General features: G+C 62.0%; 15 protein-coding genes and 3 pseudogenes. 10 read left to right on the forward strand and 8 right to left on the reverse strand.

Annotated features, from left to right (window positions below; translation table 11 throughout):
- Window positions 1-6: 6 nt before the first annotated feature.
- On the reverse strand, window positions 7-804 hold the full coding sequence (locus OKW41_RS24930) for an ABC transporter ATP-binding protein (protein ID WP_429447432.1): 798 nt from the start codon (window positions 802-804) through the stop codon (window positions 7-9).
- A 93-nt stretch (window positions 805-897) separates the two neighbouring features.
- Window positions 898-1911 carry an ABC transporter substrate-binding protein gene (locus OKW41_RS24935; protein WP_429574265.1) on the reverse strand — a complete coding sequence of 338 codons (1014 nt, stop codon included), beginning with the start codon at window positions 1909-1911 and terminating at the stop codon, window positions 898-900.
- 283 nt (window positions 1912-2194) lie between these two features.
- Between OKW41_RS24935 and OKW41_RS24940 the strand changes: the two genes are divergently transcribed.
- The 6 genes and pseudogenes from OKW41_RS24940 to OKW41_RS24965 all read left to right on the forward strand — a co-directional run bounded on the left by OKW41_RS24940 (window position 2195) and on the right by OKW41_RS24965 (window position 12896).
- Window positions 2195-2365, forward strand: coding sequence for a hypothetical protein (locus tag OKW41_RS24940; RefSeq protein ID WP_429447429.1), 171 nt, complete (start codon window positions 2195-2197; stop codon window positions 2363-2365).
- Window positions 2358-2639, forward strand: a pseudogene (locus tag OKW41_RS24945) (DUF3579 domain-containing protein); the annotation flags it as partial. The gene OKW41_RS24940 and the pseudogene OKW41_RS24945, both read left to right, overlap by 8 nt.
- 2601 nt (window positions 2640-5240) lie before the next feature.
- Window positions 5241-6539 (forward strand): ATP citrate lyase citrate-binding domain-containing protein, encoded by a 1299-nt coding sequence (locus OKW41_RS24950; protein WP_429574266.1) that lies wholly within the window; start codon window positions 5241-5243, stop codon window positions 6537-6539.
- Between the two features lie 10 nt (window positions 6540-6549).
- Complete coding sequence (locus OKW41_RS24955; protein ID WP_429574267.1) at window positions 6550-9249, forward strand: CoA-binding protein; 2700 nt, start codon at window positions 6550-6552, stop codon at window positions 9247-9249.
- A gap of 51 nt (window positions 9250-9300) precedes the next feature.
- Window positions 9301-10740, forward strand: a pseudogene (locus tag OKW41_RS24960) (sigma-54-dependent Fis family transcriptional regulator); the annotation flags it as partial.
- Between the two features lie 326 nt (window positions 10741-11066).
- Window positions 11067-12896: a hypothetical protein gene (locus OKW41_RS24965; protein ID WP_429574268.1), complete on the forward strand. Its 1830-nt coding sequence runs from the start codon at window positions 11067-11069 to the stop codon at window positions 12894-12896.
- 217 nt (window positions 12897-13113) lie between these two features.
- Here OKW41_RS24965 and OKW41_RS24970 read toward each other — a convergent pair.
- The 4 genes and pseudogenes from OKW41_RS24970 to OKW41_RS24985 form a co-directional block, all read right to left on the reverse strand.
- Window positions 13114-14281: pseudogene (locus tag OKW41_RS24970) on the reverse strand (porin).
- 136 nt (window positions 14282-14417) lie between these two features.
- The gene (locus OKW41_RS24975) at window positions 14418-14789 is read right to left on the reverse strand and encodes a hypothetical protein (protein WP_429574269.1); all 372 of its coding nucleotides are present in this window, start codon (window positions 14787-14789) and stop codon (window positions 14418-14420) included.
- A 51-nt stretch (window positions 14790-14840) separates the two neighbouring features.
- Window positions 14841-16265: an ammonium transporter gene (locus tag OKW41_RS24980; RefSeq protein WP_429447421.1), complete on the reverse strand. Its 1425-nt coding sequence runs from the start codon at window positions 16263-16265 to the stop codon at window positions 14841-14843.
- A gap of 26 nt (window positions 16266-16291) precedes the next feature.
- On the reverse strand, window positions 16292-16630 hold the full coding sequence (locus OKW41_RS24985) for a P-II family nitrogen regulator (RefSeq protein WP_026226100.1): 339 nt from the start codon (window positions 16628-16630) through the stop codon (window positions 16292-16294).
- Between the two features lie 450 nt (window positions 16631-17080).
- Here OKW41_RS24985 and OKW41_RS24990 point away from each other — a divergent pair, with 450 nt between their 5' ends.
- A complete protein-coding gene (locus tag OKW41_RS24990; protein ID WP_429447420.1) occupies window positions 17081-17479 on the forward strand; it encodes a VOC family protein in 399 nt (132 codons plus the stop codon).
- Between the two features lie 466 nt (window positions 17480-17945).
- Here the strand turns inward: OKW41_RS24990 and OKW41_RS24995 are convergent, their stop codons facing one another.
- The gene (locus OKW41_RS24995) at window positions 17946-19073 is read right to left on the reverse strand and encodes an aminotransferase class V-fold PLP-dependent enzyme (protein ID WP_429574270.1); all 1128 of its coding nucleotides are present in this window, start codon (window positions 19071-19073) and stop codon (window positions 17946-17948) included.
- A 146-nt stretch (window positions 19074-19219) separates the two neighbouring features.
- Complete coding sequence (locus tag OKW41_RS25000) at window positions 19220-19729, reverse strand: DUF1269 domain-containing protein (RefSeq protein ID WP_429447418.1); 510 nt, start codon at window positions 19727-19729, stop codon at window positions 19220-19222.
- 264 nt (window positions 19730-19993) lie between these two features.
- Here OKW41_RS25000 and OKW41_RS25005 point away from each other — a divergent pair, with 264 nt between their 5' ends.
- From OKW41_RS25005 to OKW41_RS25015, 3 genes are all read left to right on the forward strand, one after another.
- The gene (locus OKW41_RS25005; RefSeq protein ID WP_429574271.1) at window positions 19994-20656 is read left to right on the forward strand and encodes a dihydrofolate reductase family protein; all 663 of its coding nucleotides are present in this window, start codon (window positions 19994-19996) and stop codon (window positions 20654-20656) included.
- Between the two features lie 192 nt (window positions 20657-20848).
- Window positions 20849-21796: a pseudouridine-5'-phosphate glycosidase gene (locus OKW41_RS25010; RefSeq protein WP_429574381.1), complete on the forward strand. Its 948-nt coding sequence runs from the start codon at window positions 20849-20851 to the stop codon at window positions 21794-21796.
- Window positions 21797-22099: 303 nt separating this feature from the next.
- Window positions 22100-25405 (forward strand): adenylate/guanylate cyclase domain-containing protein, encoded by a 3306-nt coding sequence (locus tag OKW41_RS25015; RefSeq protein WP_429574272.1) that lies wholly within the window; start codon window positions 22100-22102, stop codon window positions 25403-25405.
- Window positions 25406-25477 lie beyond the last annotated feature (72 nt).

Consider the following 25477-nt stretch of genomic DNA (forward strand, 5'->3'; position numbering starts at 1 on the left):
TTTGAGTCATGCGATCTGCACTTCTTCACGCAGGTCGCGCCAGATATCGCGCGAAATCTCGATAAAGCGCGGATCGTAGCGAACCTCCGACGTCACGCGCGGCCTCGGCAGATCGATCTCATAGACTTTTTTCAACGTCGCGGGCCGCGCGCTCAACACGAACACCCGGTCGGCCAGCGCAATTGCTTCTTCGAGATCGTGCGTGACGAATACCACCGAGCCCGCGTTGGCCGACCACAACTGCAGCAGCTCATCCTGCATCAGCGTGCGGGTCTGCATGTCGAGCGCGGAGAACGGCTCATCCATCAGCAGGATTTCCGGCTTGTTGATGAAAGTCTGCGCGAGCGCGACGCGCTTGCGCATGCCGCCCGACAGTTGATGCGGAAAGTGCTTGCCGAACTTTTCGAGCCCGACGCGGCGCAGCCATTCGTTCGCCTCGTCGTGCGCGGCGGACTTCGAGCGGCCGCGATACAGCGGGCCGGCTGCGACGTTATCGAGCACCGAGCGCCAAGGGAACACCGCGTCTGCCTGAAATACAAAGCCGATGCGCGGATCGATGCCATCAACCGGTGCGCCCATCACACTCACTTCGCCGGTGGTCGGCTTGAGCAGTCCGGTGATCATGCTGAGCGTCGTCGATTTGCCACAACCGGTCGGTCCCACCACCGCGACGAACTCGCCTTTGGCTACGGACATGCTGAAGTTGCGCAACGCGACTGTCGCCTTGCCATCGGGACTGATGAAGCGACATGACACCGAGCGAAACTCGATGACCGGCGCGTCCTTGGAAACAACGTGGTTCATTCAGTACCATCCATGGGAATAAGCGAAGCCACAAGGGCGGCACCGCGAGCGCAACGGAGCCGGTTGCACAAGCGCTCTGAGCGCGCCAGCGACCTATTTCGAGCTGACAAACTCGTTGGTGTAGGTTTTGTCCAATTCGACATGCTTGCCTTTGACCGACGGATTGAACGCCGAGAGCACCTTGAGCACGGTCGCCGGACCATCAGCCGGCATCCTGCCGTCGACGGTGTACATCGGCAATGACGCCTTCAGGGCGCTCACGTAAAGCGGCTTGTCTTTCTGATAGTCGTCGGGCATCTTCGCCGCGATATCTTCCGCGCTATGCGAGTGGATGAATTGCATCGTGCGAACGAAGGCATGCGCGAGCTTGGCCGCTTCCGCCTTGTGCGAATCGGCCCATGCGGCCTGCACGTAGAGACTTGACGCAGGATAGGTGCCGCCCAGCGCCGCCTTCGTGCCCTCGACCGAGCGCATGTCGACGAGCACCTTCGCCTCGCCCGATTTCAGCAATGCCGACACCGTGGGCTCCGTGGTCATGCCAGCGTCGATACGGCCTTGTTTGATCGCAGCAATGAAGCTGGCATCAGCACCCACCGGTAGCATCGTGTATTCCGTCGACTGGATACCGTGCTGTCCGGCGAGGTATTGCGTGAGGAAGCTGGTTGACGAACCCAGGCCCGTCACGCCGAGCGTCTTGCCCTTGACGTCGGCCATCGATTTGACCGTATCGGCAGCTTTGGTCGACACCATTTCGACTTCGCCTGGCACCTGACCAAAGACGACAATCGCTTTGACTTCCTTGCCCTTCGTCTGCAGATCGATCGTGTGGTCGTAGAAGCCCACGACACCCTGGACGGCACCGGCCAGCAGTTCGTTCTCTGCATCGACACCGGCTGGCTGCGACAGCAGTTCAACGTCAAGCCCCTCGTCCTTGAAGTAGCCGAGCTGCTCGGTCAGCCGCGCCGGCAGATAGATCAGTTTCGTGATGCCGCCGACCATGATCGTGATCTTCCCGCTATCGGCAGCCGTCGCGTGCTGCGAGGCAAGGCTGAACAGCAGGCTGGAAGCAAGAGCAATATGGCGAAACGCACTGAGGTTCGGTTGCATCGATAGTCTCCGTTATTGTCGGCCGCGAAGTGCTGCCTGTCTGCATCGATGGCGCGATTATGGGCGCATGAACCCTTCTCCCGGCTTTCACGACAAAGCCTTTCAATTAGGGGGTTTCCATGAGACGGCCGTCGCCGGATGCGAAAGCACGGCCCCGTTACGGTCTGCGTCGATCTTTCGCCACCTGATTCAGGAAAGACGGATTCCAGTCATGGGAAACCCCATCAGAAGTCATCGCGGTGAAAGCCGAGAAGGTTTCACCCTCTAACAACGCATCATTGACATGGAAGAGCCCTTCCTGAAAACAACCCTGACGACCGGTGCGATCGGAAAAATGAGCTTCCAGACCGGCATTCTCACGTCGAACGCAGCGTCGGACAAACTGCCCGAACGCAGACAGCCCGCCCGCTACCTGACGGCGCACACGCCGGCGATTCCAGCACAACATGACTGACGATGGTATTGACTGTCACCTGATCCGCGGCGTGACGTCGCAACGCAAGCTGTTCCCGCCGGGCGACTGGGCCGAACGCCTGACCGGGATCATCACGCTGTTCGTTGGGGAGCGCGGCCCCGGCATTCATCTCGCCTGCACGCGACTTGCGATGCCGGTTGTGGAGCAGGATCTTAAATGCCTGCGCATCGCGCACGAATTGCGGCGCGTCTGTCCCGACGCATTTGATTTTGTCATGCGGTTCGCCAGGGACAACGACCTGGCAGTCGACATCTGCCGTGTTCTCAGTGAACAAACAGGGCGCGTTCCGAAGAGTGAGCCGGATGCTTCAATAAAGAGAGCAACGCACGAGGTGAACGCGTCGGCGATTTCAACTGGTTTCTACCGGCGCTCAAGGGTTAAGTGCGGGACGCGATGGCTGGGAGACCGTTGATGGAAATACTCACTGAAATGCGTTACACATATGCGTGCGTGGCGTGTGGGCACCGCGCCACCGTATGGCGGGCGGACGCGTCGCATGCGGGAGCGCTGGCCATCTGCGCGCGGTGCGACGGACAGGTATGGCTGAGCGGTGATGACTCAACAGATCTGGGAAAAGCGGCGGCGGCCGTAGAGAGCCGGAGCAGCAAAGACCTGAGGGGCGGCCACGAGCCAAGTCCAGCAGCATCGGTTACGGGAGGTCCTGGTCACGTGTGGAGAAGTACGGTCAGCGTCGACTGCCGGCCCTCGAACAATCGCCTTCCGGACTTTCGGTACGTTGTCGTGATTCATGTTCTGATTGCCGACGACCATCCAGTCGTACGGGCTGGCCTCAGCCACTTCATCGAAAAAACCACGGATATCGTTGTGTCTGGGGATCTGAATTTGTCTGAGCACCTTTGTGGGCATAACTTCTGCCGAGCGCGTGTTCGCATGAGAAGATAAGTTCCGCCGCGTGCTGCTTCGCTTCGATCGAATCAGTCAGCTCCACTACGCATTCGAGACCATGGCCTACGCGATGCTCAATCTACGGCACTATTGCGGTCACTGATCCGGCAATTGAGGTCCACACTTCATGTCCGGCGCAGCGCGCCGTGATCCCGTTCGTCCTCACCCTCGCGAAACACATCGGTGACGACGTAAAACAGCCTCGCCACCCACCTCGGCGCGCCGGTTTTCGCCGGCTTGCCGATCCGGTTCAACGCCGCCCGACGGCTTCAACCGAAACTAGCAACCAGTTGGAGCGAAGGACACCGATCACGAGATCCCGATCAGCGCGGTATACGAGGCCAGAATCGCGACAAGCAGCGAGAACAGGACGAGCAGGCTGTTGCAGGTGCTGGCAAACATCGGATATCCCCCGTAGAGGTTGATCCGATTTGCCTGGGATTCCTTCCGATTCGCCTTCGCACGACACCGTCCATGAAAGAAGTGCCAGCTCGTCACGTATAACGACCTGGTTCGCATGCAACTTTAGGGAAAAGTCTGCCAAAGCCGTCGGACCGGTTGGCCGGCGCGTTGCGCCACCCGCGGCCGGACGCTGGTTCTTCGTCGATGTCAAATGAGCGCACCTGGCCGGCCCCAGTCGTACGGCGAACTTCCGCAGGCGACGCACAAGAGTCAGTCGCCGCGCATGGGCGATTGTCCGAAAGCGATCACATGAGAGTCAACTGGCGGGATTCGAAGCCTCCGCCTCAATCTTCCTTGCGCCCGTATGGTAATCGCGATCGACGATCATGTTGCCCCAAAGCGGCGAGTACAGATTGATGGCGCCCGAGCTACGTAGGGATAGACCTTAAAGAAAACCTGCCTTTGTGAAAGCTAACAGAAGGATTCAGCACACTAAGATCGTAGCGTCGATACGGAAGTGGCGGCAGAGCGCTGCCACAACCGATGCGCGCCAAATTTCTGCTATCGCGAGTGTCATGAGGTAGAAATTCGCATACAAACCTCTCTCCATGGTCGCGATCGATACAGTGTCGCAACGACACCCTATGAGCCGTGCAAAAAAGTGATGTCCTCACGGCCTACTGTTTGTAGTTCTACGTAAATGTCTACATCAACGAGAGAGAGGTTGAAGGAGACGGCGATGGATTCGGTGGACAGGTCTTCCTTGCGTTTGCTGATCGAAAAACGGGTTGGACCGACTCCGGCGACGCCGGTTGGGGTAAGCCGGTTCGGTCGCATACCTCGAGTCGGCGACGCTATGCTATGTCGAGGCATTGCTGCCGGCAGGCGCGTTGGCAATTTATTTCTTCCTCCACGATGACTGTACATGGTGTGTATTTCCGCCTGCGGTGGAACGTCCGGCAATGAGCGTTTTACGGCTTGCAGCCTGATAGCGGTACCTGTTGGCGAAAGGCAAGCAACAATCCTTGGGTTATGTATTGGATTTTTAACTCACTACTAGCGGGCAACCGCCTGATCGCTGCCGCACCGATCGAAGCTCACACTTCGCACTACATCGAGGGCGAGACTGTAGTGCTGGCAAAGGCCGTTCCGTTCGGGCACAACGTCGCGCCGCGCATGACAGGGTGATCTGCTACCACGCACCAATTGAACACGTGAACGATCCCACCAATACGGCAACAGAGGTCACAACTATGTCGTGCATTGAGCGATCGATCATGAATCGACCTGTTGCGGATCACGCCCTTTCCACAGATAGCAGCCTACAAAGCAGCCCACGGGCAGTGCAGTTTCGCGATCCAGTCGGTCTTCATGCATCGGATTTCATAGAGCGCACCCGAGCGCCGCATAGAACGTTCGCCAACGACCGCGCATCTGCTCTGCGCATACGGCGCCCGATCAATGGCTCGGCCGGCGGTTTGCCAATACCGGCGTCACACGAGCCGTTTGCCTTTTTATACCGCAATGAATTTCAGGAGACATTTCGATGCAAATTACCGGTATGTTGCACGGCGCGCGCCTGCTGCAATTCGTCGGATTTCCGGCCAGCGAAATTTTGGGTCCGAGCGCCAGCGAAGAGGAAGTCAAGGCGCTGATTGACCGTCATCGCCAGATCTTCATCAAGCCCGTCTTCAAGGGCGGGGTCGGCAAGAAAGGCAAGGCAGGTTTGCTTGGCCGCGCGACCGACCTGAAGACCGCGCTCGCGGAAAAGGAGCGGCTCTACTTCGCCGAGCATACCGTCGGCCACATCAAGGCGAAGGCGAATGGCGTCACCTTCGAAGCCGGTGTGCCGGCCACGCACGAAGTCTACTTCTCGATCACGGATTCCACCCGCTTTCGTGCGCCGACCATGACGCTTTCGCACGTGGGCGGCATGGACATCGAGGAAGTCGACCCGAAGCAGGTGGCGATGGTGCCGTTCGATGCGCTGACCGGGTTGAAGGCGTTCGTCGTAGCGAATGCACTGAGCGAGATCGGCGCGCCGAAGGAGATCATTTCGCCGCTCGTGCAGCAGTTGCCGAAACTCTGGGAACTCTTTCACGACTTCGGCATGACGACGCTCGAGTTGAACCCGATCCGCATGCGCGAGGACAGGCACGGTCGCCTTACGCCGGTTGCGTGCGACTTCAAGTGCGGCTTCGATCGCGACGATCCGCGCTGGGCGCGCCTTGGCCTGCCGCCTCATCTGTTCGCCGCCGATTACTCCGATTTTGAGCAGGAGATCAACCAGCTTCGCACCCATCAGGGCCAGAGCGACGTGTATGTCATCAACGAGAAGGGGACGATCCTCGCCCCGACCTTCGGCGGCGGCGCCAACTCGCTCGTCACCGAAATGCTCGGCGACGCCGCGATCATCTCGTCGGATTTCGGCGGCAATCCGCCTTACGCGAAGATGAAGGAAGTGGCGCGCATCTGTTTCAGGCACTGGCTCGAACAGGCGAACGTGCTCTTCATCATTGGCGGCAAGTCCAATAACACGGACATCTACGAGACGCTGCGCGCCATGGCCGACGCCCTGCGCGAGCACTTCAGCGAGCACGGACCGACGCCGCTCTATGTCGTGCTGGGCCGTGGAGGTCCGAACCTCGTGCGGGGCATGTCGGCGCTGAGGGACACATGCGACTCGCTGGGCCTGCCTTATCGGCTGTTCGGCTTCGACTCTGACATCAGCGAAGTGATCCAGTACGCACGCCAGGCGGACGCCTGGATGCGCGCCGGCGGCCGCACCGAGATCGCAGCAAGGATTGGCGCGTCACCGAGGCAAACCGAAACGGCTCGTGCCTGAGGAGATCGACATGTACAAGCAAGGCAGCAATACGTTCAAGTATTTCGTTGGCGTCAACTCACTCGCACAGATCGCCACGCGCGAGGATCGCGTGTGCGTGCTCAACATCCTGGGCGGTGAATCGTCGGACGTGACGCCCGTGAGTCACGCATTCTCGGGCGGTAACGTCGTATTCGGCACGGCGCCGGGCAAGGGCGGGCAAGTGCTCGCGACGCCGGCCGGCGATATCCCCGTGTACAACAACGTCCGTGAGGGGCTGCAGGCGGGACACCGGTTCAACTGCGGCGTCGTTTACCTGCCGCCGTCCGCGGCCCGCGACGGCGTCGCTGAACTGATCCGCGTGAATCCCGAGTTGCGGAAGATTTTCATCATCACCGAGAAGATCGCGGTCCACGACGCCCGCGAAATCCGCGCAATGGGCCAGCAGGCGGGCATCGACATCTTCGGCGCGAACGGCCTCGGCGTCGCCGATTCGTGGAATCGCGTGAGGATCGGCGGAGCGCTCGGCGGCGACAATCCTGACGATTCGTTGCGCAAGGGCTCGATCGCGATCTTCTCCAACTCCGGTGGCTTCAGCACGACGATCGCACAGTACCTGCGCATGGGTGGCTGGGGCACGTCGACGGTCATCTCGAGCGGCAAGGACGTCTATATCCACTATGCCGCGCCGGAATTCGCGTTCGCGCTCGCCAACGATGCGCGCAGCAAGGCTGCGGTGCTTTACTGCGAACCGGGTGGCTACTACGAGGCCGATGCGGTCTTCACGAAGCCAGTCGTCGCGTGCGTCGTGGGACGGTGGAAGAGCCGCCTCACGCGGGCAGTCGGCCACGCCGGCGCGATGGCCGGCGGCAACGACGATGCGCAAGCCAAGGAACGCTGGTTCATGCAGAAGTTCGGCGTCGAGCGCCTCTTCACGCCGGATGATCCATGCTGCTCGACGAAGGGTGCCGTGGTGACGAACATCGCGCACATCCCGGCCGCGCTGAGCGCCGTGATGCGCGCCAACGCGACGATGCCCGATTTCGAGTCGGAGGGCAGTCTCGCACTCAAGCCGTGGTTTGGCTCCGATCAGGGCATCGCGCTGCCGGACGGCCTCGGGATTCCGGTCGTGGAAGCTGTTGCGCCATATAACGAGCAGGTCCATCAGGTCAATCGACAGATCGGCGTGATCGCTCCGCGCCAGGCGCTCAAGGACGCATCGGGCGCGTCGCAGATGGACGCGAAGACGCAGGTGAGCAGCCTGCACGGCGCGTCGATGCTGGAGGCCGCGACGCGTTCGCTCGAAGCGAACGTCGGCCTTGCCCTGCTGCACGAATTCGGCGGCGAGAATGACGAACAACTCATCGATGTGGCGATCGCCGCATTCGTCAATCTGCACGGCAGGCCGGAACTCGCGGCGGCGCAGGCAGCACGCGAAGCGGACAACGCCCCGAATGCAATTCTCGCGGCTGCGGCGTCGATCGTCGGGCCGAAACGTCAGCGCGCGGCGCGGGACGTCACCAGGTGGCTGATCGATCGTTTTGCGGCCGCTGGTCTTGCCGACGCGCTGAATGAAACCTTCGACGTCGCACGCATCGACGCAAGCGGCTGTGAACAGTTCTTCGCCGACTCTCACGATCCGCTCGCCGAAGCAATGCTCGCGGGACTCGCCGCGCGCGGCGCGAAATCGGCGTTCGTCCGCTGGCTGACGTCGCAGCCCGCTCACCCGACCGGCGACGCGGTGCTGGCCGCGATCACGACGACGCTGGCGTGGGGCCCGCTCATGCGCAAGCGTATCTCGCGCGTGACCGCCGAAAGCCTGCCCTGGTGGAGCATGCTATTTGGGACGCTCATCGGTGCATCGGCCGATGCGTCGCGGCATGGCCCGGACGGTTTCTGCGGCTTCTCCACCGACGAATTGCTGAACGAGCGCAGTCTCACCGAAATCGGCTTCGCCGCGCTGCTCAACCTGAAGCCCGGCCCCGACGACCTGTTCGCCTTCAAAACGCTCGTCGGCCTGCTGCTCACCAACGGTCCGGGTGCGATCTCGGCGCAGGGGGCGAAGGGCGCGGTATCCGCCGACGGTCCGGAAGGCCCCGAGCGCGTGCAGCTCAACAAGGCGCTGGTCGGCTTTCTCTCGCATACCGGCTACACGCACGGCGGGAACGGGTACGAGGGCATCGCGTTCCTGATTGATGCTTTCAGGGAAACCGCGCTGGACGATCCGTCGAAGCCCGGCCACGGCGTGGACCTGCGCTCGCTCGCCGAGCGCTCCGTCGAGCGATACGCGCAGTACAAGGCGCGGCAGAAGCATGCGGGTAGCCTCGACATCGCGAAGCTGCCGGGCGTGAATCATCCGGTGTTCAAGGACAGACCGGTCAACCACGACCCGCGCGAAGTGTTCATCGCCGACTTGAGCGAGAAGCGCGGTGAATACAACGTGTTCCATGCGTACTACCGCGAGCTGGTGCAGGCGTTGTTCGACGCAGGCGTCTCGCGCAACGTCTATTGCGTCAATGTCGATGCGGTGATCGCCGCATTGCTGCTGAAGATGCTGTGGCAGCCGCTGCGACGCGGTGAATTCAGCGAGTCCGATCTGGAGACTGCCGCGTTCACGATCTTCCTTTATCCGCGCATGCTCGGCTGCGCGGCGGAAATCGACGATCACCTCAACCGCGGTCGCAACATGGATACGCGCACGCCAGCCTCTCAGTGCCGCTTCGTGGCGTGATCGGATTCCGCGTCGGCCGCGGGGCAAGCCGCTCAGGCAGGCTTCCCCGCGTCGCCGACCGGTGAATTGATCGGCGTGCTCGATGCATCGGCGATTCGATCGCCCGACAACCGCGACAGCCAGGGGCTGGTTTTTCAGCTGGTGCGGCAAAGCGCGAGTTTGATCGAGGATGGCTACTTTCTGAATCAGACCGCGCAGCACTGGATCCTGTTCGGCCATCAAAGCCGCCATTTCGTCGAAGCACAGCCCGAAGCACTGATCGCATTCGACGAATGCGGCAACATCGCCACCGCGAACCGCAAGGCGCACGAGAGCATCGCGGGGCTCGACGGGCCGCGTCACATCGACGTGATATTCGACACGTCCGAGGTCCGTCTGCACGACGTCGCGCGCACCGACATGATCGTGGCGCTGCGGCTGCGCGCGACCGGCGCGATGCTGTATGCACGCATTCGCGCGCCGATGAGACGCGCGGCTCGCCTGCTCCTCGCGACACGGCCGGCCGATCCGCATGCGGACGGCAGCATCGGCGCGATGAGCCGCTTTTTGCACAGCTCGGACGAATGGATCGCGCGCAACGCGCAAGTCGCATTGCGGATCGCCGGCAAGCGGCTCCCGGTTCTGCTGCTCGGCGAAACCGGTGTCGGCAAGGAGGTCTTCGCGCGCGCGGTGCACGACTCGGGTTCGCGGCGCACGCGGCCGTTCGTCGCCGTGAATTGCGGCGCGATTCCGGAGCCGCTGATCGAGAGCGAGCTGTTCGGTTATGCGCCTGGCGCGTTCACCGGCGCGCGCAGTCGCGGCGCGCGCGGCAAGATCGCCCTCGCGCATGGCGGCACGCTGTTTCGCGACGAAATCGGCGACATGCCGCTCGGCCTGCAAACACGCCTGCTGCGTGTACTCGCCGGGGGCGAAGTGGTGCCGCTTGACGGCGATACACCGGTGCGCGTCGATATCGACGTGATCTGCGCGACGCACCGCGATCTGATGCAGATGGTCGAAGCTGGATCGTTCCGCGAAGATCTCTACTATCGCCTGAGCGGCGCGACGCTGCGGATGCCGCCGCTGCGCGAGCGCGCCGACATCCGCGAGGTGATCGATACGGTGTTCAACGAAGAAGCACAGGCGGCCACGCATGTGCTGATGCTCGATCCGCAATTCGCCGGGCGTCTTGCCGCCTTTTCGTGGCCCGGCAACATCCGGCAACTGCGCAACGTGCTGCGCTATGCGTGCGCGGTCTGCGATTCGGCTCGCGTCGAGTTGCGGCACGTGTCGCCGGACTTCGCGGCGCAACTCGCGCCCGCCGTCACGCCGGCGCTCGCGGCGAACTCCACGTCGCCGGCCAGCGCCGACGACGAGCGGGCACGGATCGTCGCGGCACTCACGCGTTGCCAGTGGCGGCCTAACGTCGCCGCGCTGGCATTAGGCATATCGCGCGCGACGCTGTACCGGCGCATCGCGCGGCTGGGCATCGTCGGGCCGCATCGCACATAAGCGGCATTGCGATCGCCCGTCTGAGTCTGCCGCCGTGCAGACAGCGTCCGATTCCCTCGCCCTCACCCGCAGAGTGAAATCTTTTCGCAGTTCGTCCATTGCGAGCGAAAAGATTTTATTTCGGCACAACCCTGCTCCCATGCGCAGTTTGTGCCGACAGACAGGCATGACTTGCCGGACTCAGTGATCGGTCGCAACGAGAGACCACCCACGACCGCGCATCGAATGTCCTGAACGGCTCACGCGACGCACTCGCGACCCGAAGGACTCCCCAACTTCTCTCCGGATTCCTTGCGGGCCGCCTCGCGGCAGCTCGCGCTATTGTCATGATTGCGCGACGTCAATTTCTTGGTTGTCTCACTGCGCTCGGCGGAAGCGTCGTATTGAGCGCGTGCGGCGGTGGTGGTGGTGGTGGTGGTGGTGGTGGTGGTGGTGGTGGTGGTGGTGGTGGCGATGCCGGTACTGCGGATGCCGGCGGCTCTTCCACGGGCAATTCCACGAACCCGTCGAGCACGACGGCGGCACCCTCTACGGGCACGGCAACCTCCGGTATCGCGACCTCGACGGGCACGACCAGCTCCGGTATTACGACTTCGACTAGCGGCACGACGACGGTGGCGAACGGCTCGTCGCCGACCGCCTCGACTGGAACGGCGTCCACCGGTACGTCGGGCTCGACCTCGGGCGACAGTTCTGGCGCTCCATCGGACCCGAACTCGGGGTCACCCGGCAACGCATCGAACGCTTCGCCACAGAACACGACCATCCCGCCGGCGATGGTGATTATCGACAGTCAGAACGCGTCATGGACCCTGGTCGGCGGATCTGTCTACAGGAACGGTGTCGCGGCGGGCAACACCTACAACGTCTCGTTGATACTCTGGTACGGGGGTACGATCTATCATGAGGGAACCGGCGGCCAATTTTACGGATGGAATGGTTCGGGATGGCAGTCGTGCAATGACCCACGTTTGGGCGGCACCTCCGCCGACGGCACCATGATCCCGCCCGCGTCGTATCTGATCGACAAGGTCGGCGCAATATGGACCGTCGTGAACGGTGTCGTGTACCGCAATCGAAGTGCCGTCGGCACAATGTCGAATGCTGCGCTTCTGCTGTGGTACGGCGGCAAGTTCTGGGCACAATCGACCGGCGGTCAGTTCTACGTGTGCGCCGATGCGGATGAATGGTTGCCGTGCAACGATCCGCGCATCGCGACCGCGGCGCCGGCCGGCTCGTTTCACGGCATCAACGGGCATTACGATTATTTGTATTCGACGGCGCAGCTCGTGTCGATCATGCAAACCCTGGGCTGCTCGACGTACCGGCTCAGCTGTACCGACTACGCACCGCAACTCGCCGCGGTCGTGGCGTTGGCACAGGCATTCCAGCCAGCGGGCTTGACCCTTTTCGTGCTGATCGATGTCGGCATCTACGACGGTAACGGCAACCTGTTCACGAGCGAATCGGCGGCCTATACGCGGGGTTTCAATTGCGCGGTCGCTGTCGCGACGGCGTTGCAACCCCACGGCGTGACCCTGTATGAATGCGGCAACGAACTGACGCGCGCGAACGGGATCATTCTCGACTCCACCAACGCAGGAACGAGTGTCGTCGACTTCAACAATGCGAACTGGCCGCTGATGCGCGGCGTGATGCGCGGCATGATCGACGGGGTCAAGTCGGTGCAGGCGGATGCTAAATGCGGCGTCAACTTTTGCGTCGCGGACACCGGTGCATCCGACGCTCTGTGGGATGGCAAGCAGCCCGATGGCACGAGCGGCCATCCGACCGTCAGGTGGGACTTGACTACGTGGCACAACTACGAGGTGTACGGCGACATCTTCGATATCGGCTCCGACGGGTCCGGCCCGGGCTTCGATTTGCCCACCTATTGCAAGGCCCGATATGGCGTCCCCTTCGTGATCTCGGAATGGAACACAGGACCGGAGAAGACCGAGGCGTACCGGGCCAACTACATCACGTCGCGCCTGCTCACTTACTATCAGGCGAGAAAGACGAAGAACATTCAATCGGCGATGTATTACGAGCTCGATAGCGGGGACGCAACTTACGGTCTGGTGATCAACGGCACGGCGCTTGCGCTTCCGTACAATGCGTTCGCGAGTTTTGTCGCGAGCCATCCCGATAGCTGATCGTCCGCACTCGCTGAGTCCGCGCGCTGCCTACGGTCGATTCGACCTGCGTGAGACGTTGACGAATAACCCGTCCCGGCCGAGACCGCGATAGGTCTCGTAGCCCGGGGCGACGAGTTGCGAGTCAGGCGACCTCTGTTGCAACGCGGCTGTATCCGTGCATCACGTTACGCCCACAGCCGCATCGCTACAGCGCACGATTCGTGCAATCAGAAGATCAGAACTGGTGTCGCAGTCCCACGGTGACCGCGACCTGCGTGCCCGTCGACGATGGCGAGAGGGTATTGATCATCGCATCTGCGAGCACGGAATCCGCCGGCGCGCCATGAACATGCTGATAGACGCCTTCCAGGTACACGTCGGTACGCTTGCTCAACGAATAGTCGGTCTGCAGCATGACCGAATTCCATTTTGGAGAGGCCTTCGTGGCCCCCTGGTTGTAAGCACCGTCAGTGAACGTATAGGCACCGGATACGCTCCACGCAGACGTCACCGAGTAGTGTGCGTTCACCTCGTAATTGTCCAATCGCAGATTACCGCCAAGCGGCAGATAGCTGCCGAGGCCCAGCGAGATGACGCCCGCCATGTTGTCGATCTGAGTATGGCTCCACACGAATCCGACAGTTGCGGGGCCGAACGTGTAATTGCCGCCGGCGCCCCAGATGCGCTGGCGCTCCGCGATGAAGTTCGCGCTTCCGTCGCCCTGCGCGATTGCCCCATTCGGATTCGTGCCCGATACGCCGCCGCCTGCGTTATTGAACTGCAGGTATCCGCCAGCAAGATTCACTGGGCCCTGCGCATAACCTATGCTAAAGCCGTACGCGCGATTGTCAGCGAATCCTCCCGCCTTGTTGCTGAACGAATACATGCCTTCGAACGTCACGCCGGCATAGGTCGGGCTTACATACTTGACCGAGTTGTTGACGACCACCGAATCAGCCGCCAGGTTGTCGTTCTCGAACGGGTGTGCGGCGAGGTTGCCACCCCACGTGTTGCTCCCCGCGGAGATCGGTCCGAGCTGGTCGTTCAGCACATCGAACTGGCGGCCCAACGTCACGGTGCCGAGGTTGTCGCTTTGCAACCCGACCCAGGCCTGAGAACCGAAGGCGTCACCCGGAAAGGCCTGGCTACCGTTGTTCAGATTGAAGCCCTGCTCGAGTTTGAAGGTCGTACGAACACCACCTCCCAGATCTTCAGTACCCTTGAGGCCGAACACCGTATTCTGCGTGGAGCTGGTCGCCATTTGCCAATTGCTATGACCGGCCTGGTTGTTGGTAATAGATGAGTCCCGTGTCGATAAGACCGTACAGGGTCACGCTGTTTTGCGCATACGCGGAAACCGAAAATGCGCCGAGGACCCCGATTGCCAACAAGGTTTTTTTCATGTCTTTATGCCCCATTTGCGATTACAGAAAAATAGAACAGCTTTTTCTTAATTGGAGTTCCATCCCGGGACATTCCACCTGGGATGGTCAGCTCGCGCCGATCTGCTTCTAAATCGAAATGCGCTTTCCAAGCGCATCAAACAAGCAGAATGGCCACAAGCTGACCGGCGGTCGCAATCACGATCGCCAGATCAACCGGATTGGCCAGAAGAAATCCGAGAAAATCTGAATCGACGGCGCGCGTGCGCCACATCCCGAGAAAGCCGACCGACAGAATCAGGCCGAATAAAAAGTCGAATCCGAATCCTGCGGCGAGCCATCTGTTATGCCTGACGACATGTTCGGCGAATGCGAACATTGCCAAAAAGGCGATTTGCGATATGAGAACAACCAGTACGACAACATGCTGCTGATTATTCTTTTTCATCGGCTGGCGGAAATCCGGTTGCTCGAACCCGGCACGACCTCCTCGCTCGTCCGGGCGAGCTTCGGCAGTACCGGCGGCCACCCCAGCGAACGGAAAGTGACCGTCGTACCCGCTCCATCCGCGGCGCAACCGTTATTCGACCGCCTCGCCATGCAGCACCAGGTCCAGTCCTTCGCGCTCTTCTTCCTCGGCGACACGCAACCCCATCACTGCGTCGATTGCCTTGAGCAGAACAAACGAGACCACCCCGCTGTAGATCAGCGTCGTCGCGACACCCTTGAGTTGCAGCATCACGTCACCGTCCGCGCCGCCGATGTCCTTGACCGCGAACACGCCGGTCAGCAGCGCACCGACGATCCCGCCCACGCAGTGCACGCCGAACGCGTCGAGCGAATCGTCGTAACCGAGCTTGTGCTTGAGCCACGTGGCCGCCCAGAAGCAGACCACACCCGCGACGATACCGATCACGAGCGCGCCGACCGTGCCGACGAAGCCCGACGCCGGCGTAATCGCCACCAGACCCGCGACCGCGCCCGACACGATACCGAGCACCGACGGCTTACCCTTGGCCGCCCATTCGGCGAACATCCACGCAAGCGCCGCCGCGGCGGTCGCCACCTGCGTCGCGAACATCGCGAAGCCGGCACGGCCGTCCGCTGCCACGGCCGAACCCGCGTTGAAGCCGAACCAGCCGACCCACAGCATCGCGCCACCGATCAGCGTGAGCGTCAGGTTGTGCGGCGCCATCGCTTCCTTGCCATAGCCGACGCGCTTGCCGAGCACCAGACAGCAGACCAGACCCGCGATACCGGCGTTGATGTGCACCACCGTGCCGCCCGCGAAGTCGAGGATGCCCGCGCTAGCCAGCCAGCCGCTCGGCTCCCACACCATGTGCGCGATCGGCGAGTAGACGATGATCGACCACAGCGTCATGAACACCAGCATCGCCGAGAACTTCATGCGGTCCGCGAACGCACCGGTGATCAGCGCCGGCGTGATGATCGCGAAGGTCATCTGGTAGACGAAGTAGACCGTCTCGGGGATCGTCGGCGCGAGATGGCTGACGGTCAGCGTCGTGGCCTTGTCGCCCTTGATGTAGTTCATGCCCGTCATGAACACGCGCGAGAAGCCGCCGATGAACGAGCCGCCCGGCGTGAACGCGAGGCTGTAGCCGACCACGGTCCAGACGATCGTCACGACACAGGTGATCGCGAAGCTTTGCATCAGCGTCGCGAGCACGTTCTTCTTGCGGACCATGCCGCCGTAGAACAGCGCGAGACCCGGGATCGTCATGAACAGCACGAGCGCGGTGGAGGTCAGCATCCATGCGGTGTCGCCGGAGTTGATCTTCGATGAATCGACCGAGAACGGTGCGGTTGGGGCGGCCGGTGCCGATGCAGCGGCATCCGCCGCGGCCGGTGCCGCTGGAGCCGCGGACGCTTGCGCGACCGGTACGGAGGCGGCCGCGGGCGCCGATGCGTCTTGCGCGAATGCGGAGCCCAGGCCGCCCGCGAGCAGCGAGCCCGCCATCAATAAAGTCATCAACAGTTTGCGCATCTCTCTTTCCTCTTATCCCAGTGTTTTTATAGGGCGTCGGCGCCGGTCTCGCCGGTGCGAATCCGGATCACCTGTTCGATCGGCGTCACGAAGATCTTCCCGTCACCAATCTTTCCGGTACGCGCCGCACGCTCGATCGCCTCGATAGCCTGATCGACGATGTCATCCGGGACGGCGACCTCGATCTTCACTTTCGGCAGGAAATCGACGACGTACTCCGCGCCCCGATACAGTTCGGTGTGCCCTTTCTGACGCCCAAAACCCTTGACCTCCGTAACTGTGATTCCAGAGACGCCAAGCGATGACAAGGCTTCTCGAGCCTCATCAAGCTTGAATGGCTTGATGACCGCACTGATTAGTTTCAATTTGCCCCTCCGTTGATCGTCGATCCCGATGTTGGCCGCGAATGACCGCGTCTCAGCGCGCGGAGACGTTCAAAGCAACTGTCATGCCATTCGCACGACAGGTGTTGAAGCGGGGAATTATTGGAGGAGCCGAACTTCGAGTCCTTCAGCGGTCAGATGGATGTTGTGAGGAACGAAGCGGGATTGGGCGGCAGCACTGTCAGAAGGCTTCCTGGCGGAATGCGGTGTACAGATGGAATGTACCCAGGCACCATGTGCGAGCGTTTTCCTGTCGTCCGTCCAATCGGGGGCATGCGTGCACGATTCTGCCGCTTGTCATTACATATTCATTAATCGAAGCTTCCAGGTTTCCACTCGCAGGCCCGACGCTCGCGAGCGTTCAAGAGGTCGAGCGCAACTCCGCCGTGATACCGTGCAAAGACATCGCGATTCGAACAGGAACAGATCAGGATGATTTCGCATGTTTTCGTTGGGGTTAATGACTTTGACCGAGCCTTGAAATTCTATTCGGCCGTCATGAGCGAGTTGGGACATCGACTGAAGTTTTGCGAGCCAGATAAACCGTGGGCTGGTTGGATGGCTGAGGGTATGCCGCGTCCGCTTTTCCTTATCGGCAGGCCATATGATGGCAACTTAGCAGAACACGGAAACGGTCAAATGGTGGCATTGCTCGCGCCTGATCGTCGTTCAGTGGACAACGCATACGCTAGCGCGCTGGCAAACTCAGGTTCTTGCGAAGGTCCTCCCGGCTTGCGAGCACACTATCACCGGGACTATTACGGGGCGTACTTCCGCGACCCGGAGGGAAACAGGATTTGCGTTTGTTGTCACGATCTCGTGACTCAGTAGCACTCACAAAACCTCGAACACGCTATACACCGGCCTATTTTCGAAGCGGTACCCGCTTCGACTTGAAAATTGCCGTCGAGGCGGCGCGAGCGGTCGACGGGATCGGGTCGGCTACTGTTCAGTGAACCTAACATTCGGTTGACTTCCTGAGGCATTCGTCACCCCCGATGATCCCGTCGAGGGTTCTGCGGCACGCGTGGGGTGTCGCGGTAGAGCGACCTTAGCATGTCCGCGTTGGCCGGTTTCCGCGCGCGCACGGCGGCTGAGCGGGAAGCCTTTTCCCGCTGCTGCCGTATCGCCTGCACGCAGCCCATCATTCTTCTTTGAAACGGTTTCTGTATCGCGCGGGAGACCAGTCGCACAGCCACTTGCAACCGGATGGTGCGCAGCCAGTCGCACCATCCGCGGCGCCGTGCGGCGGCCAGTCGCGAGAGCGAGCCACGCGCACGTGCTTTGGAAAAACGCTCTAAAGAATACTGTCCAACGCCTTGGCGAGCCTGGCGACCACACCTTCGACGTCATGCAGTTTGTCCAGGCCAAATAATCCGACGCGGAAGGTTTTGAAGTCTTCTGGCTCGTCGCATTGAAGGGGAACACCGGCCGCGATCTGCAAGCCGGCATCGGCGAATTTCTTGCCGGACCGTATGCCGTCATCGTCCGTATAGCAGACCACGACGCCAGGAGCCTGAAAACCTTCAGCCGCCACGCTTTTGAAACCTTTGTCACTCAGGAGTGAGCGAATGCGCTTGCCGAGTTCAAGCTGCTCAGCTCTGACTTTCTCGAAACCATATGCCTCGGTTTCCTTCATGACGTCGCGCAGCGTCGCGAGACTGTCCGTCGGCATCGTGGCGTGATAGGCGAACCCGCCGTTCTCGTAGGCTTCCATGATCTGCAGCCATTTCCCAAGATCACAAGCGAAACTGGTGCTGGTCGTTGCGTCGATTTTTTCGCGGGCGAGAGGGCTGAGCATGACCATTGCGCAGCAGGGTGACGCACTCCATCCTTTTTGCGGTGCGCTGATCAGGACATCGATGCCACTGGCCTGCATGTCCACCCAGATCGTACCGGAGGCGATGCAATCCAGTACAAACATGCCGCCGACGGCATGCACCGCGTCGGACACCGCGCGCAAGTAGGCATCAGGCAGCATCATCCCGGATGCGGTTTCGACATGCGGCGCAAAGACCAGGTCTGGCTTGTTTTCCTTGATCGCAGCGACGACTTCTTCGATCGGAGCCGGTGCATATGCGGCCTGCCTACCTAGTTCGACCGGACGCGCCTTCAACACCACCGATTCAGACGGAATGTCGCCCATGTCGAAAATCTGTGACCAGCGGAAACTGAACCAGCCATTGCGGATGACCAGACACTTCCTGTTCGTCGCGAACTGCCGGGCGACGGCTTCCATGCCGAAAGTCCCGCTGCCCGGGACGATAACGGCCGACTTCGCGTTGTAGACTTTTTTCAGGGCGCCGGAAATATCGCGTACGACTCCTTGAAAGAGCTGCGACATGTGATTGATCGATCGGTCGGTGTAGACGACCGAATATTCGAGGAGTCCATCGCGGTCGACATCGGGAAGTAAACCTGGCACGTTCGCCTCCGGTAATTGACGAGTAAAAGAATCGAAAACAGATTCTAACGAAAGCCGCCTGCAACGGCATCGGCCGAGACGCCCCCGCCCTTCTTCGATCGCAGTCGCCCCAAAGGTGGCGCCGCTCGCCTCCTCCCGACTGCTTCTCAGGGGAAGATCGGTGTCGTGGACTCCGCGCCCTCGATATCGGCCTTCGGAAAATGCTGCGCGACCATCTGCTCGATGTCCTGTTCGCGCGATCCAGGCACGTCGGCCATGATCAGGAGCTGGCCGTTACGGATGGCGTCCCGAAAGCGCTCGAGTCGTGCATTCGGTTCGGCGACGCCGATCATCGCGGCCGTCCAGGCCCCGAAGCCGGCCCCCGCCAACGTCAATGCGATGACGGCTCCGCCCGCAATAGCGAGCTCCGCGGGAGGAAACGCCAGCGCCACGAGGCCGACAAGCGCTCCGGTCGCACCGCCGAGCGCCACGCCTCGTTCGAGCGAGTGCACGACGTCGCTGCTCTGCAGCAAAGTTGCCTCGGGTAACTGTTCGAGTGCGACGCTGTGATTCGCGAGAACATGGAGATGTCGCCATGTGATCCGCGCCCGCAGCAAGTCGTCTACGATCGCCTTGGCCATCGTCGTGTCAGATGCGAGGAAATAAAGACGTCTCATCTCGACCCTCCATCAATCAAGCCGTCCTCAAACGGGACGATGCCGTTCATCGTACGCCTGCGGCAGGCAAAAGTTGGCTCTGGGCAGGTGCGTGCCATGTTTGGATGGCTGGTCGCCGCTGTATGCCAGCTTACAAATTCGGAAAACTTCTCCTGGAGACATATGCTTGAGCAAAAATCTGCTGCCAGACTATTTCGCGTAGTTCCGGCAAACCATGCAGCTTTGCGGTCCACATTACGTTAGGCGTCTAAACGGAGGCAAACGATGACACGCGTTCGCGTTGCGGGCTTCACCATTTCGCTCGACGGATACGGTGCAGGCCCGAATCAAGACATCAACAATCCGCTCGGCGTTGGCGGGACGGAACTGCATCAGTGGCTAGTCCCAACACACACGTTCCAGCAAGCCTTGTTCGGCAAGGACGGCGGTACGACCGGGGTTGACGATGATTTCGCCGCCCGTGGCTTTCAGAATGTCGGGGCCTGGATTCTTGGGCGGAACATGTTCGGACCCATTCGTGGGGACTGGCCGGACACAAACTGGAAAGGCTGGTGGGGAGACAATCCACCGTATCACGTTCCAGTCTTCATCTTGACCCATCACGCTCGTCCCCCCATCGAGATGGCAGGCGGCACGACGTTCCACTTCATAACAGGAGGCATTCGCGAGGCGCTCGACCGTGCACGCGAGGCCGCTGCCGGAATGGACGTGCGGATTGGCGGTGGGCCGGACACAATTCGGCAGTATCTTCGCGAGGGCCTCATCGATGATCTGCACATTGCCGTCGCGCCGGTCCTGCTCGGCCGGGGAGAATCGCTGTTCGAAGGGGTCGACTTGCGGGCTCTGGGATACGAATGCGTTGAATTCGTAGCGTCGGAGAAGGCCACGCATGTCGTCCTAAGGCGCCAAGGGCACACGGACGCCTAACCACTCGCTGAAGGCCGACGCCCCTGACGGGCCGCGGCCTTAGCCGGTTTCGGGCGCGGTCATTTACGCTCATCCTCCCGGCCATCGCCGGGATGAATCCGTTTGCCTTATGCCATCTGCGCCGGCCACAGCAAACCGTGGACCGGTCTTGTACAGCATACTTCAGTGAATCACACCACCGAAAGGATCGACATGGTTGCTGACCTTGCACGCTCCTGGTTGACCTGGAGCGCGCCTGCAGCCGCTGCACAGGCCTCCGGTCGCCCGCTCGTGGCGCTGGAATCGACCATCATCGCCCACGGCATGCCCTACCCGGGGAACGTTCGCACTGCGCGCGAAGTGGAGGCCTTGATCCGTGACGCGGGTGCCGAGCCGGCGACTATTGCGCTGATCGATGGGCGAATCCACATCGGCCTTTCGGATGACGAGCTGGAAACGATCGGCCGATCGGACCACGTGCATAAGGTCAGCCGCCGCGACCTGCCGGCCGTGCTGGCCGGCGGCGGGCTGGGCGCCACGACCGTGGCTGGCACGATGATATGTGCGGCGTTGGCCGGCATCGAGGTCTTCGTCACCGGAGGCATTGGCGGCGTACACCGAGGCGCGCATGAAACCTTTGACATCTCGGCCGACCTGCAGGAACTGGCGAAGACCTCGGTGGCGGTGATCTGTGCCGGTGCGAAGTCCATCCTGGACATCGGGCTCACATTGGAATACCTGGAAACCCACGGCGTGCCGGTGCTCAGTTGCGAACAGGACAATTTTGCGGCGTTCTACACGCGTGACAGCGGCTTTCGCGCGGACTTCAGGCTGGACGACGCGGAGGAACAGGCACGGTTCATTCGCACCAAGTGGGACCTGGGCCTCGACGGCGGTGTGGTGTTGAGCACTCCGGTGCCGGAAGCCGCGGCGATGTCGTTCGAAGAGATCGACGCGCTGACCCAGCAGGCGCTCGACGAGGCCGCTGCACAAGGAATCACTGGCAAGGCCGTCACCCCCTTCCTGCTGGCGCGCATCAAGGCGTTGACAGACGGGCGCAGCCTGGCGACAAACATCGCGCTCGTGAAACACAACGCCGAGGTCGGCGCAAGGCTGGCGCTAGCGTTGGCACGCTCAAAGCCGAGGACAGGCGCGGTGTAGCCTCACTGCCGTTTCGCGCGGCTGGTGATTTCCTTGACGGCCACCGCGCTGATTTCGAGCCAGTGCCAAAGCTGGTCGCCCGGCCGCTATATGAGGCGCTGGCTCGTCGATATCTGCCTCGCTGAAGTCCCAGGTGTCCAGTCGGCAACGCGCGAGACGCACCTTCTCCGCTGCTTTCCGCCGGTCGACAACCGCGCCCATGGGCGGCAGCGATGCGTCGGCCGCCGCCCGGGGCGCAGAGCTCCACGAAGCCAGCCCCGTGCTATTTTTGACGGATTCGACACCTTCCTCTCAGGAGGGCTCGTGGACGTCGCCGTGTGGCTGCACAGCCTCGGAATGGAGCGGTATGAACCGGTGTTTCGCGAGAACGCCATCGACGCCGACGTGCTTCGCGATCTCACCGCGGACGATCTGAAAGAACTGGGTATTGCGTCGGTTGGTCATCGCCGCAAACTGCTCGATGCCTTGACTGAATTGCGGGCGCGAACCGGGCCCCGGCATAGCGCCGCGAGCCCAGGCGAGGCGAAAGGCGAACGACGGCAGGTCGCCGTCCTGTTCGCCGATCTGTGTGGCTTCACGCGGATGAGCCGTGAAGTCGACGCGGAGGAAGTACTCGCCGTGCTCGATCGCTACTTCGAGCAGGTTGACCGCACCATCGAGCAACATGGCGGGCACGTCGACAAGCACGTCGGCGACTGCGTCATGGCAGTATTCGGCGCGCCGGTCTCGCATGGCAATGATGTCGAACGCGCCGTGCGGGCGGCGCTCGCGATCAGGGATGGGATGCCCGACCTGTCGCGTGCTCTCGGCCGCCCGGTCTCCGTGCATATCGGCATAGCCGGCGGCGAAGTCGTCGCAAGCGGCACCGGTAGCGCGACTCACAGGGAATACACCGTCACCGGCGACACGGTCAACCTCGCCTCGCGTCTCACCGATGCGGCTGAGCCGGGGAAGATCCTGATCTCGGAAAGCGTGCGACGCCCGCTGGCTGACCGCATGGACTGTGTCGAACGCGGCGCGCTGTCGGTCAAAGGCTTCGCAGAAGCGGTCACGGCGTGGTGTATTGCCGGCCTTCGGCGCTCACGCCCGGGCCGGCCGTTCGTCGGCCGGCATCATGAGATGCGGCAGTTTCGATCCGTGCTCCATTCCTGCCGCGACACCGGAGGCGGACGCACCGTTCTGCTGCGCGGTGAGGCCGGGATCGGCAAAACACGCCTGGTCGAGGAATTCGAACGCGAGGCGCGGGAGTCAGGATTCCTTTCTCATACTGGCCTCGTGCTCGACTTCGGTGCGTCAACCGGACGTGGCGCAATCCAGTCTCTCGTGCGCGGCCTGTTGGCAGCCGACGGCTCAACTGACGGAGCTGCGAGTGCCACTGGCGTCGAGCACGCGCTCGCCAGCGGTTTGATCGACGCTGGCGACGCACTCTTCCTCGAAGATCTGGTCGATTTGCCGATGGGGTTCGAGGACCGGGCAGTCTACGAGGCCATGGACAATGAAATGCGCGTTCGCGGCCGACGCAACGCCCTGACCCGGCTCGTCCAACGCGCGAGCCGCCAGCAATCTCGGGTACTGGTCGTCGAGGATATTCACTGGTCGGACGAATCGACGCTTCGCGACCTCGCCGGACTTTCGGAAACCATGGCGGGATGTCCGGCCGTACTCGTGCTGACAGTGCGGACGCACGGCGATTCGAGTGAAGAGCCGTGGCGCGTGGCGACCGGCGGACCGTATTCGCTGATCGATCTGGGTCCGCTGAGCGCCAGCGACGCGCAGGCGATGGCCAGATCGTTTCCCGGGGCGCAGGCAGGTCTGGCGGGACGCTGCATCGAACGGGCGGCGGGCAATCCGCTGTTTCTCGAGCAGTTGCTGAACGATGCGCAGGACGGCGAAGGGACCGGCGTGCCGGGGTCGGTGCGAAGCCTCGTACAGGCGCGGCTGGATCGGCTTGATCCCGCCGATAAGACAGTGCTGCAGGCTGCCTCGGTGCTCGGCCAGTTGTTCGAGAAGGAGGCGGTCGATTTTCTCGTCGATGGCGCCGGCGCCGATGCGGATGCCGGCGTTGCGCTGGAACCGCTTGTGATCGGTCTGCTGTTACGACGTCAGGGCACCGGATTCATCTTCCATCACGCACTGATTCGCGACGCCATTTATGACGGGCTGCTGAAAAGCCGGCGCCGCGATTTGCATCGTCGCGCCGCACAGTGGTACGGCGAGCGCGACCTCGTCCTGCGAGCCGAACATCTCGATCGCGCGGGAGAACCCGGGGCAGCGCTCGCCTATTGCGAAGCAGCGCGCTCGCAGGCGTCGGGGCACCGCCATGAAGCCGCGCTCCGGCTTGTCGAACGAGGGCTCGATCTCGCGGATCAACGCAGCGACCGCGCCGCACTCGAGTGTCTACATGGCAGCGTCCTGCATGACCTGGGCGACATGAAGTCGGCACTTCATGCATTCGAAATCGCCCTCGAATATGCGACGACGGACGCGGAGCGTTGCCGCGCATGGATCGGGCGGGCCACGGTGAAGCGGATCATCGACGATCTCGACGGTGCATGGGCCGACCTCGACTACGCCGCTGAAGCCTCCCAAGGCCTGTTGCGCGAAAAGGCGCGCATTCACTTCCTGCGCGGCAATCTGTGTTTTCCCCGCGGCGATATCGACGGCTGCGTGCGTGAGCACGGGCGCAGCCTTGCCCTCGCGCGCGACGCGTGTGATCCCGAACAGGAGGCGGCCGCACTCGGCGGCCTTGGCGATGGCGAGTACATGCGCGGCCGGATGATCAGCGCCCACGCGGCCTTCAGCCGCTGCATCGAACTCTGCAAATGCCATGGCTTCGGACGGATCGAGGTGGCCAACCTTCCGATGCGGGCGATCACGACGTGGTTTACCGGCGAAGCCGCGAGCGCACTCGACGCCGCGCTTGCCAGCGTCGCCGCAGCGCAGAAAGTGGGGCATCCCCGCGCACTTGCCGTCGCCCATCACGCTGCCTGGCACTGCCTGCACGATCGCGCGGAGTGGGATCGTGCGTGGGAGCACGTCGCTCCTGCGCTACAGTGCGCGCGCGAGCTGAAATCAAGGCGCTTCGAAGGTGAAGCGCTCGCGTTTCGCGCGGAATTGCATCGGGTCGCCGGCCGTTCGCGCGAAGCGCGCGCCGATATCGAAGCGGCGCTGTCGATCAGCCGGGAGACCGGCATGAACTACCTGGGCCCCGCTTATCTCGGCGTGCTCGCGCGCACGACGGACGACCCCGTTGTCTTCGCACAGGCGCTCGCGGAAGGCGAAGCTTTGCTCGCGGCCGGAGCGGTGAGCCACAACCACTTTCTGTTTCGACGTGATGCGATAGATGCATGCATCGACCGCAAACGCTGGGATGCGGCCGCGCATCATGCCGCGGCTCTTGAAGACTACGCACGCCGCGAGCCATCGCCCTTTTCCGGATTTTTCGTGGCGCGCGCACGGGCGCTTGTCTCGTATGGAACCGGCAATCGCGATCCGGCATCGCTGAAGGAACTCCAGCGGCTACGGCAGGAGGGCAGCAGCCTGGGTTTCCTTTATGCGCTCCAGGCGATCGAGGCCGCGCTTTCGGGCGAGGCCGATAGAGGAGGATAGGGTCGCCGCGCTCACTCCTGTTGACGCCGTTCAACCGTCACCGTATCTTGCAATCCGAGGTAGAGCGACATG

It is taken from the genome of Paraburkholderia sp. UCT70 (assembly GCF_050434085.1).
GTDB lineage: Bacteria > Pseudomonadota > Gammaproteobacteria > Burkholderiales > Burkholderiaceae > Paraburkholderia > Paraburkholderia tuberum.

Coding starts and splice junctions, on each gene's coding strand:
- OKW41_RS25010 (WP_429574381.1), top strand. CDS start 20,849: ATGGTTGCTGACCTTGCACGCTCCTGGTTGACCTGGAGCGCGCCTGCA.
- OKW41_RS24940 (WP_429447429.1), top strand. CDS start 2,195: ATGGAAGAGCCCTTCCTGAAAACAACCCTGACGACCGGTGCGATCGGA.
- OKW41_RS24980 (WP_429447421.1), bottom strand. CDS start 16,265: ATGCGCAAACTGTTGATGACTTTATTGATGGCGGGCTCGCTGCTCGCG.
- OKW41_RS24950 (WP_429574266.1), top strand. CDS start 5,241: ATGCAAATTACCGGTATGTTGCACGGCGCGCGCCTGCTGCAATTCGTC.
- OKW41_RS25000 (WP_429447418.1), bottom strand. CDS start 19,729: ATGAGACGTCTTTATTTCCTCGCATCTGACACGACGATGGCCAAGGCG.
- OKW41_RS24965 (WP_429574268.1), top strand. CDS start 11,067: ATGATTGCGCGACGTCAATTTCTTGGTTGTCTCACTGCGCTCGGCGGA.
- OKW41_RS24955 (WP_429574267.1), top strand. CDS start 6,550: ATGTACAAGCAAGGCAGCAATACGTTCAAGTATTTCGTTGGCGTCAAC.
- OKW41_RS24930 (WP_429447432.1), bottom strand. CDS start 804: ATGAACCACGTTGTTTCCAAGGACGCGCCGGTCATCGAGTTTCGCTCG.
- OKW41_RS24990 (WP_429447420.1), top strand. CDS start 17,081: ATGATTTCGCATGTTTTCGTTGGGGTTAATGACTTTGACCGAGCCTTG.
- OKW41_RS24935 (WP_429574265.1), bottom strand. CDS start 1,911: ATGCAACCGAACCTCAGTGCGTTTCGCCATATTGCTCTTGCTTCCAGC.
- OKW41_RS25005 (WP_429574271.1), top strand. CDS start 19,994: ATGACACGCGTTCGCGTTGCGGGCTTCACCATTTCGCTCGACGGATAC.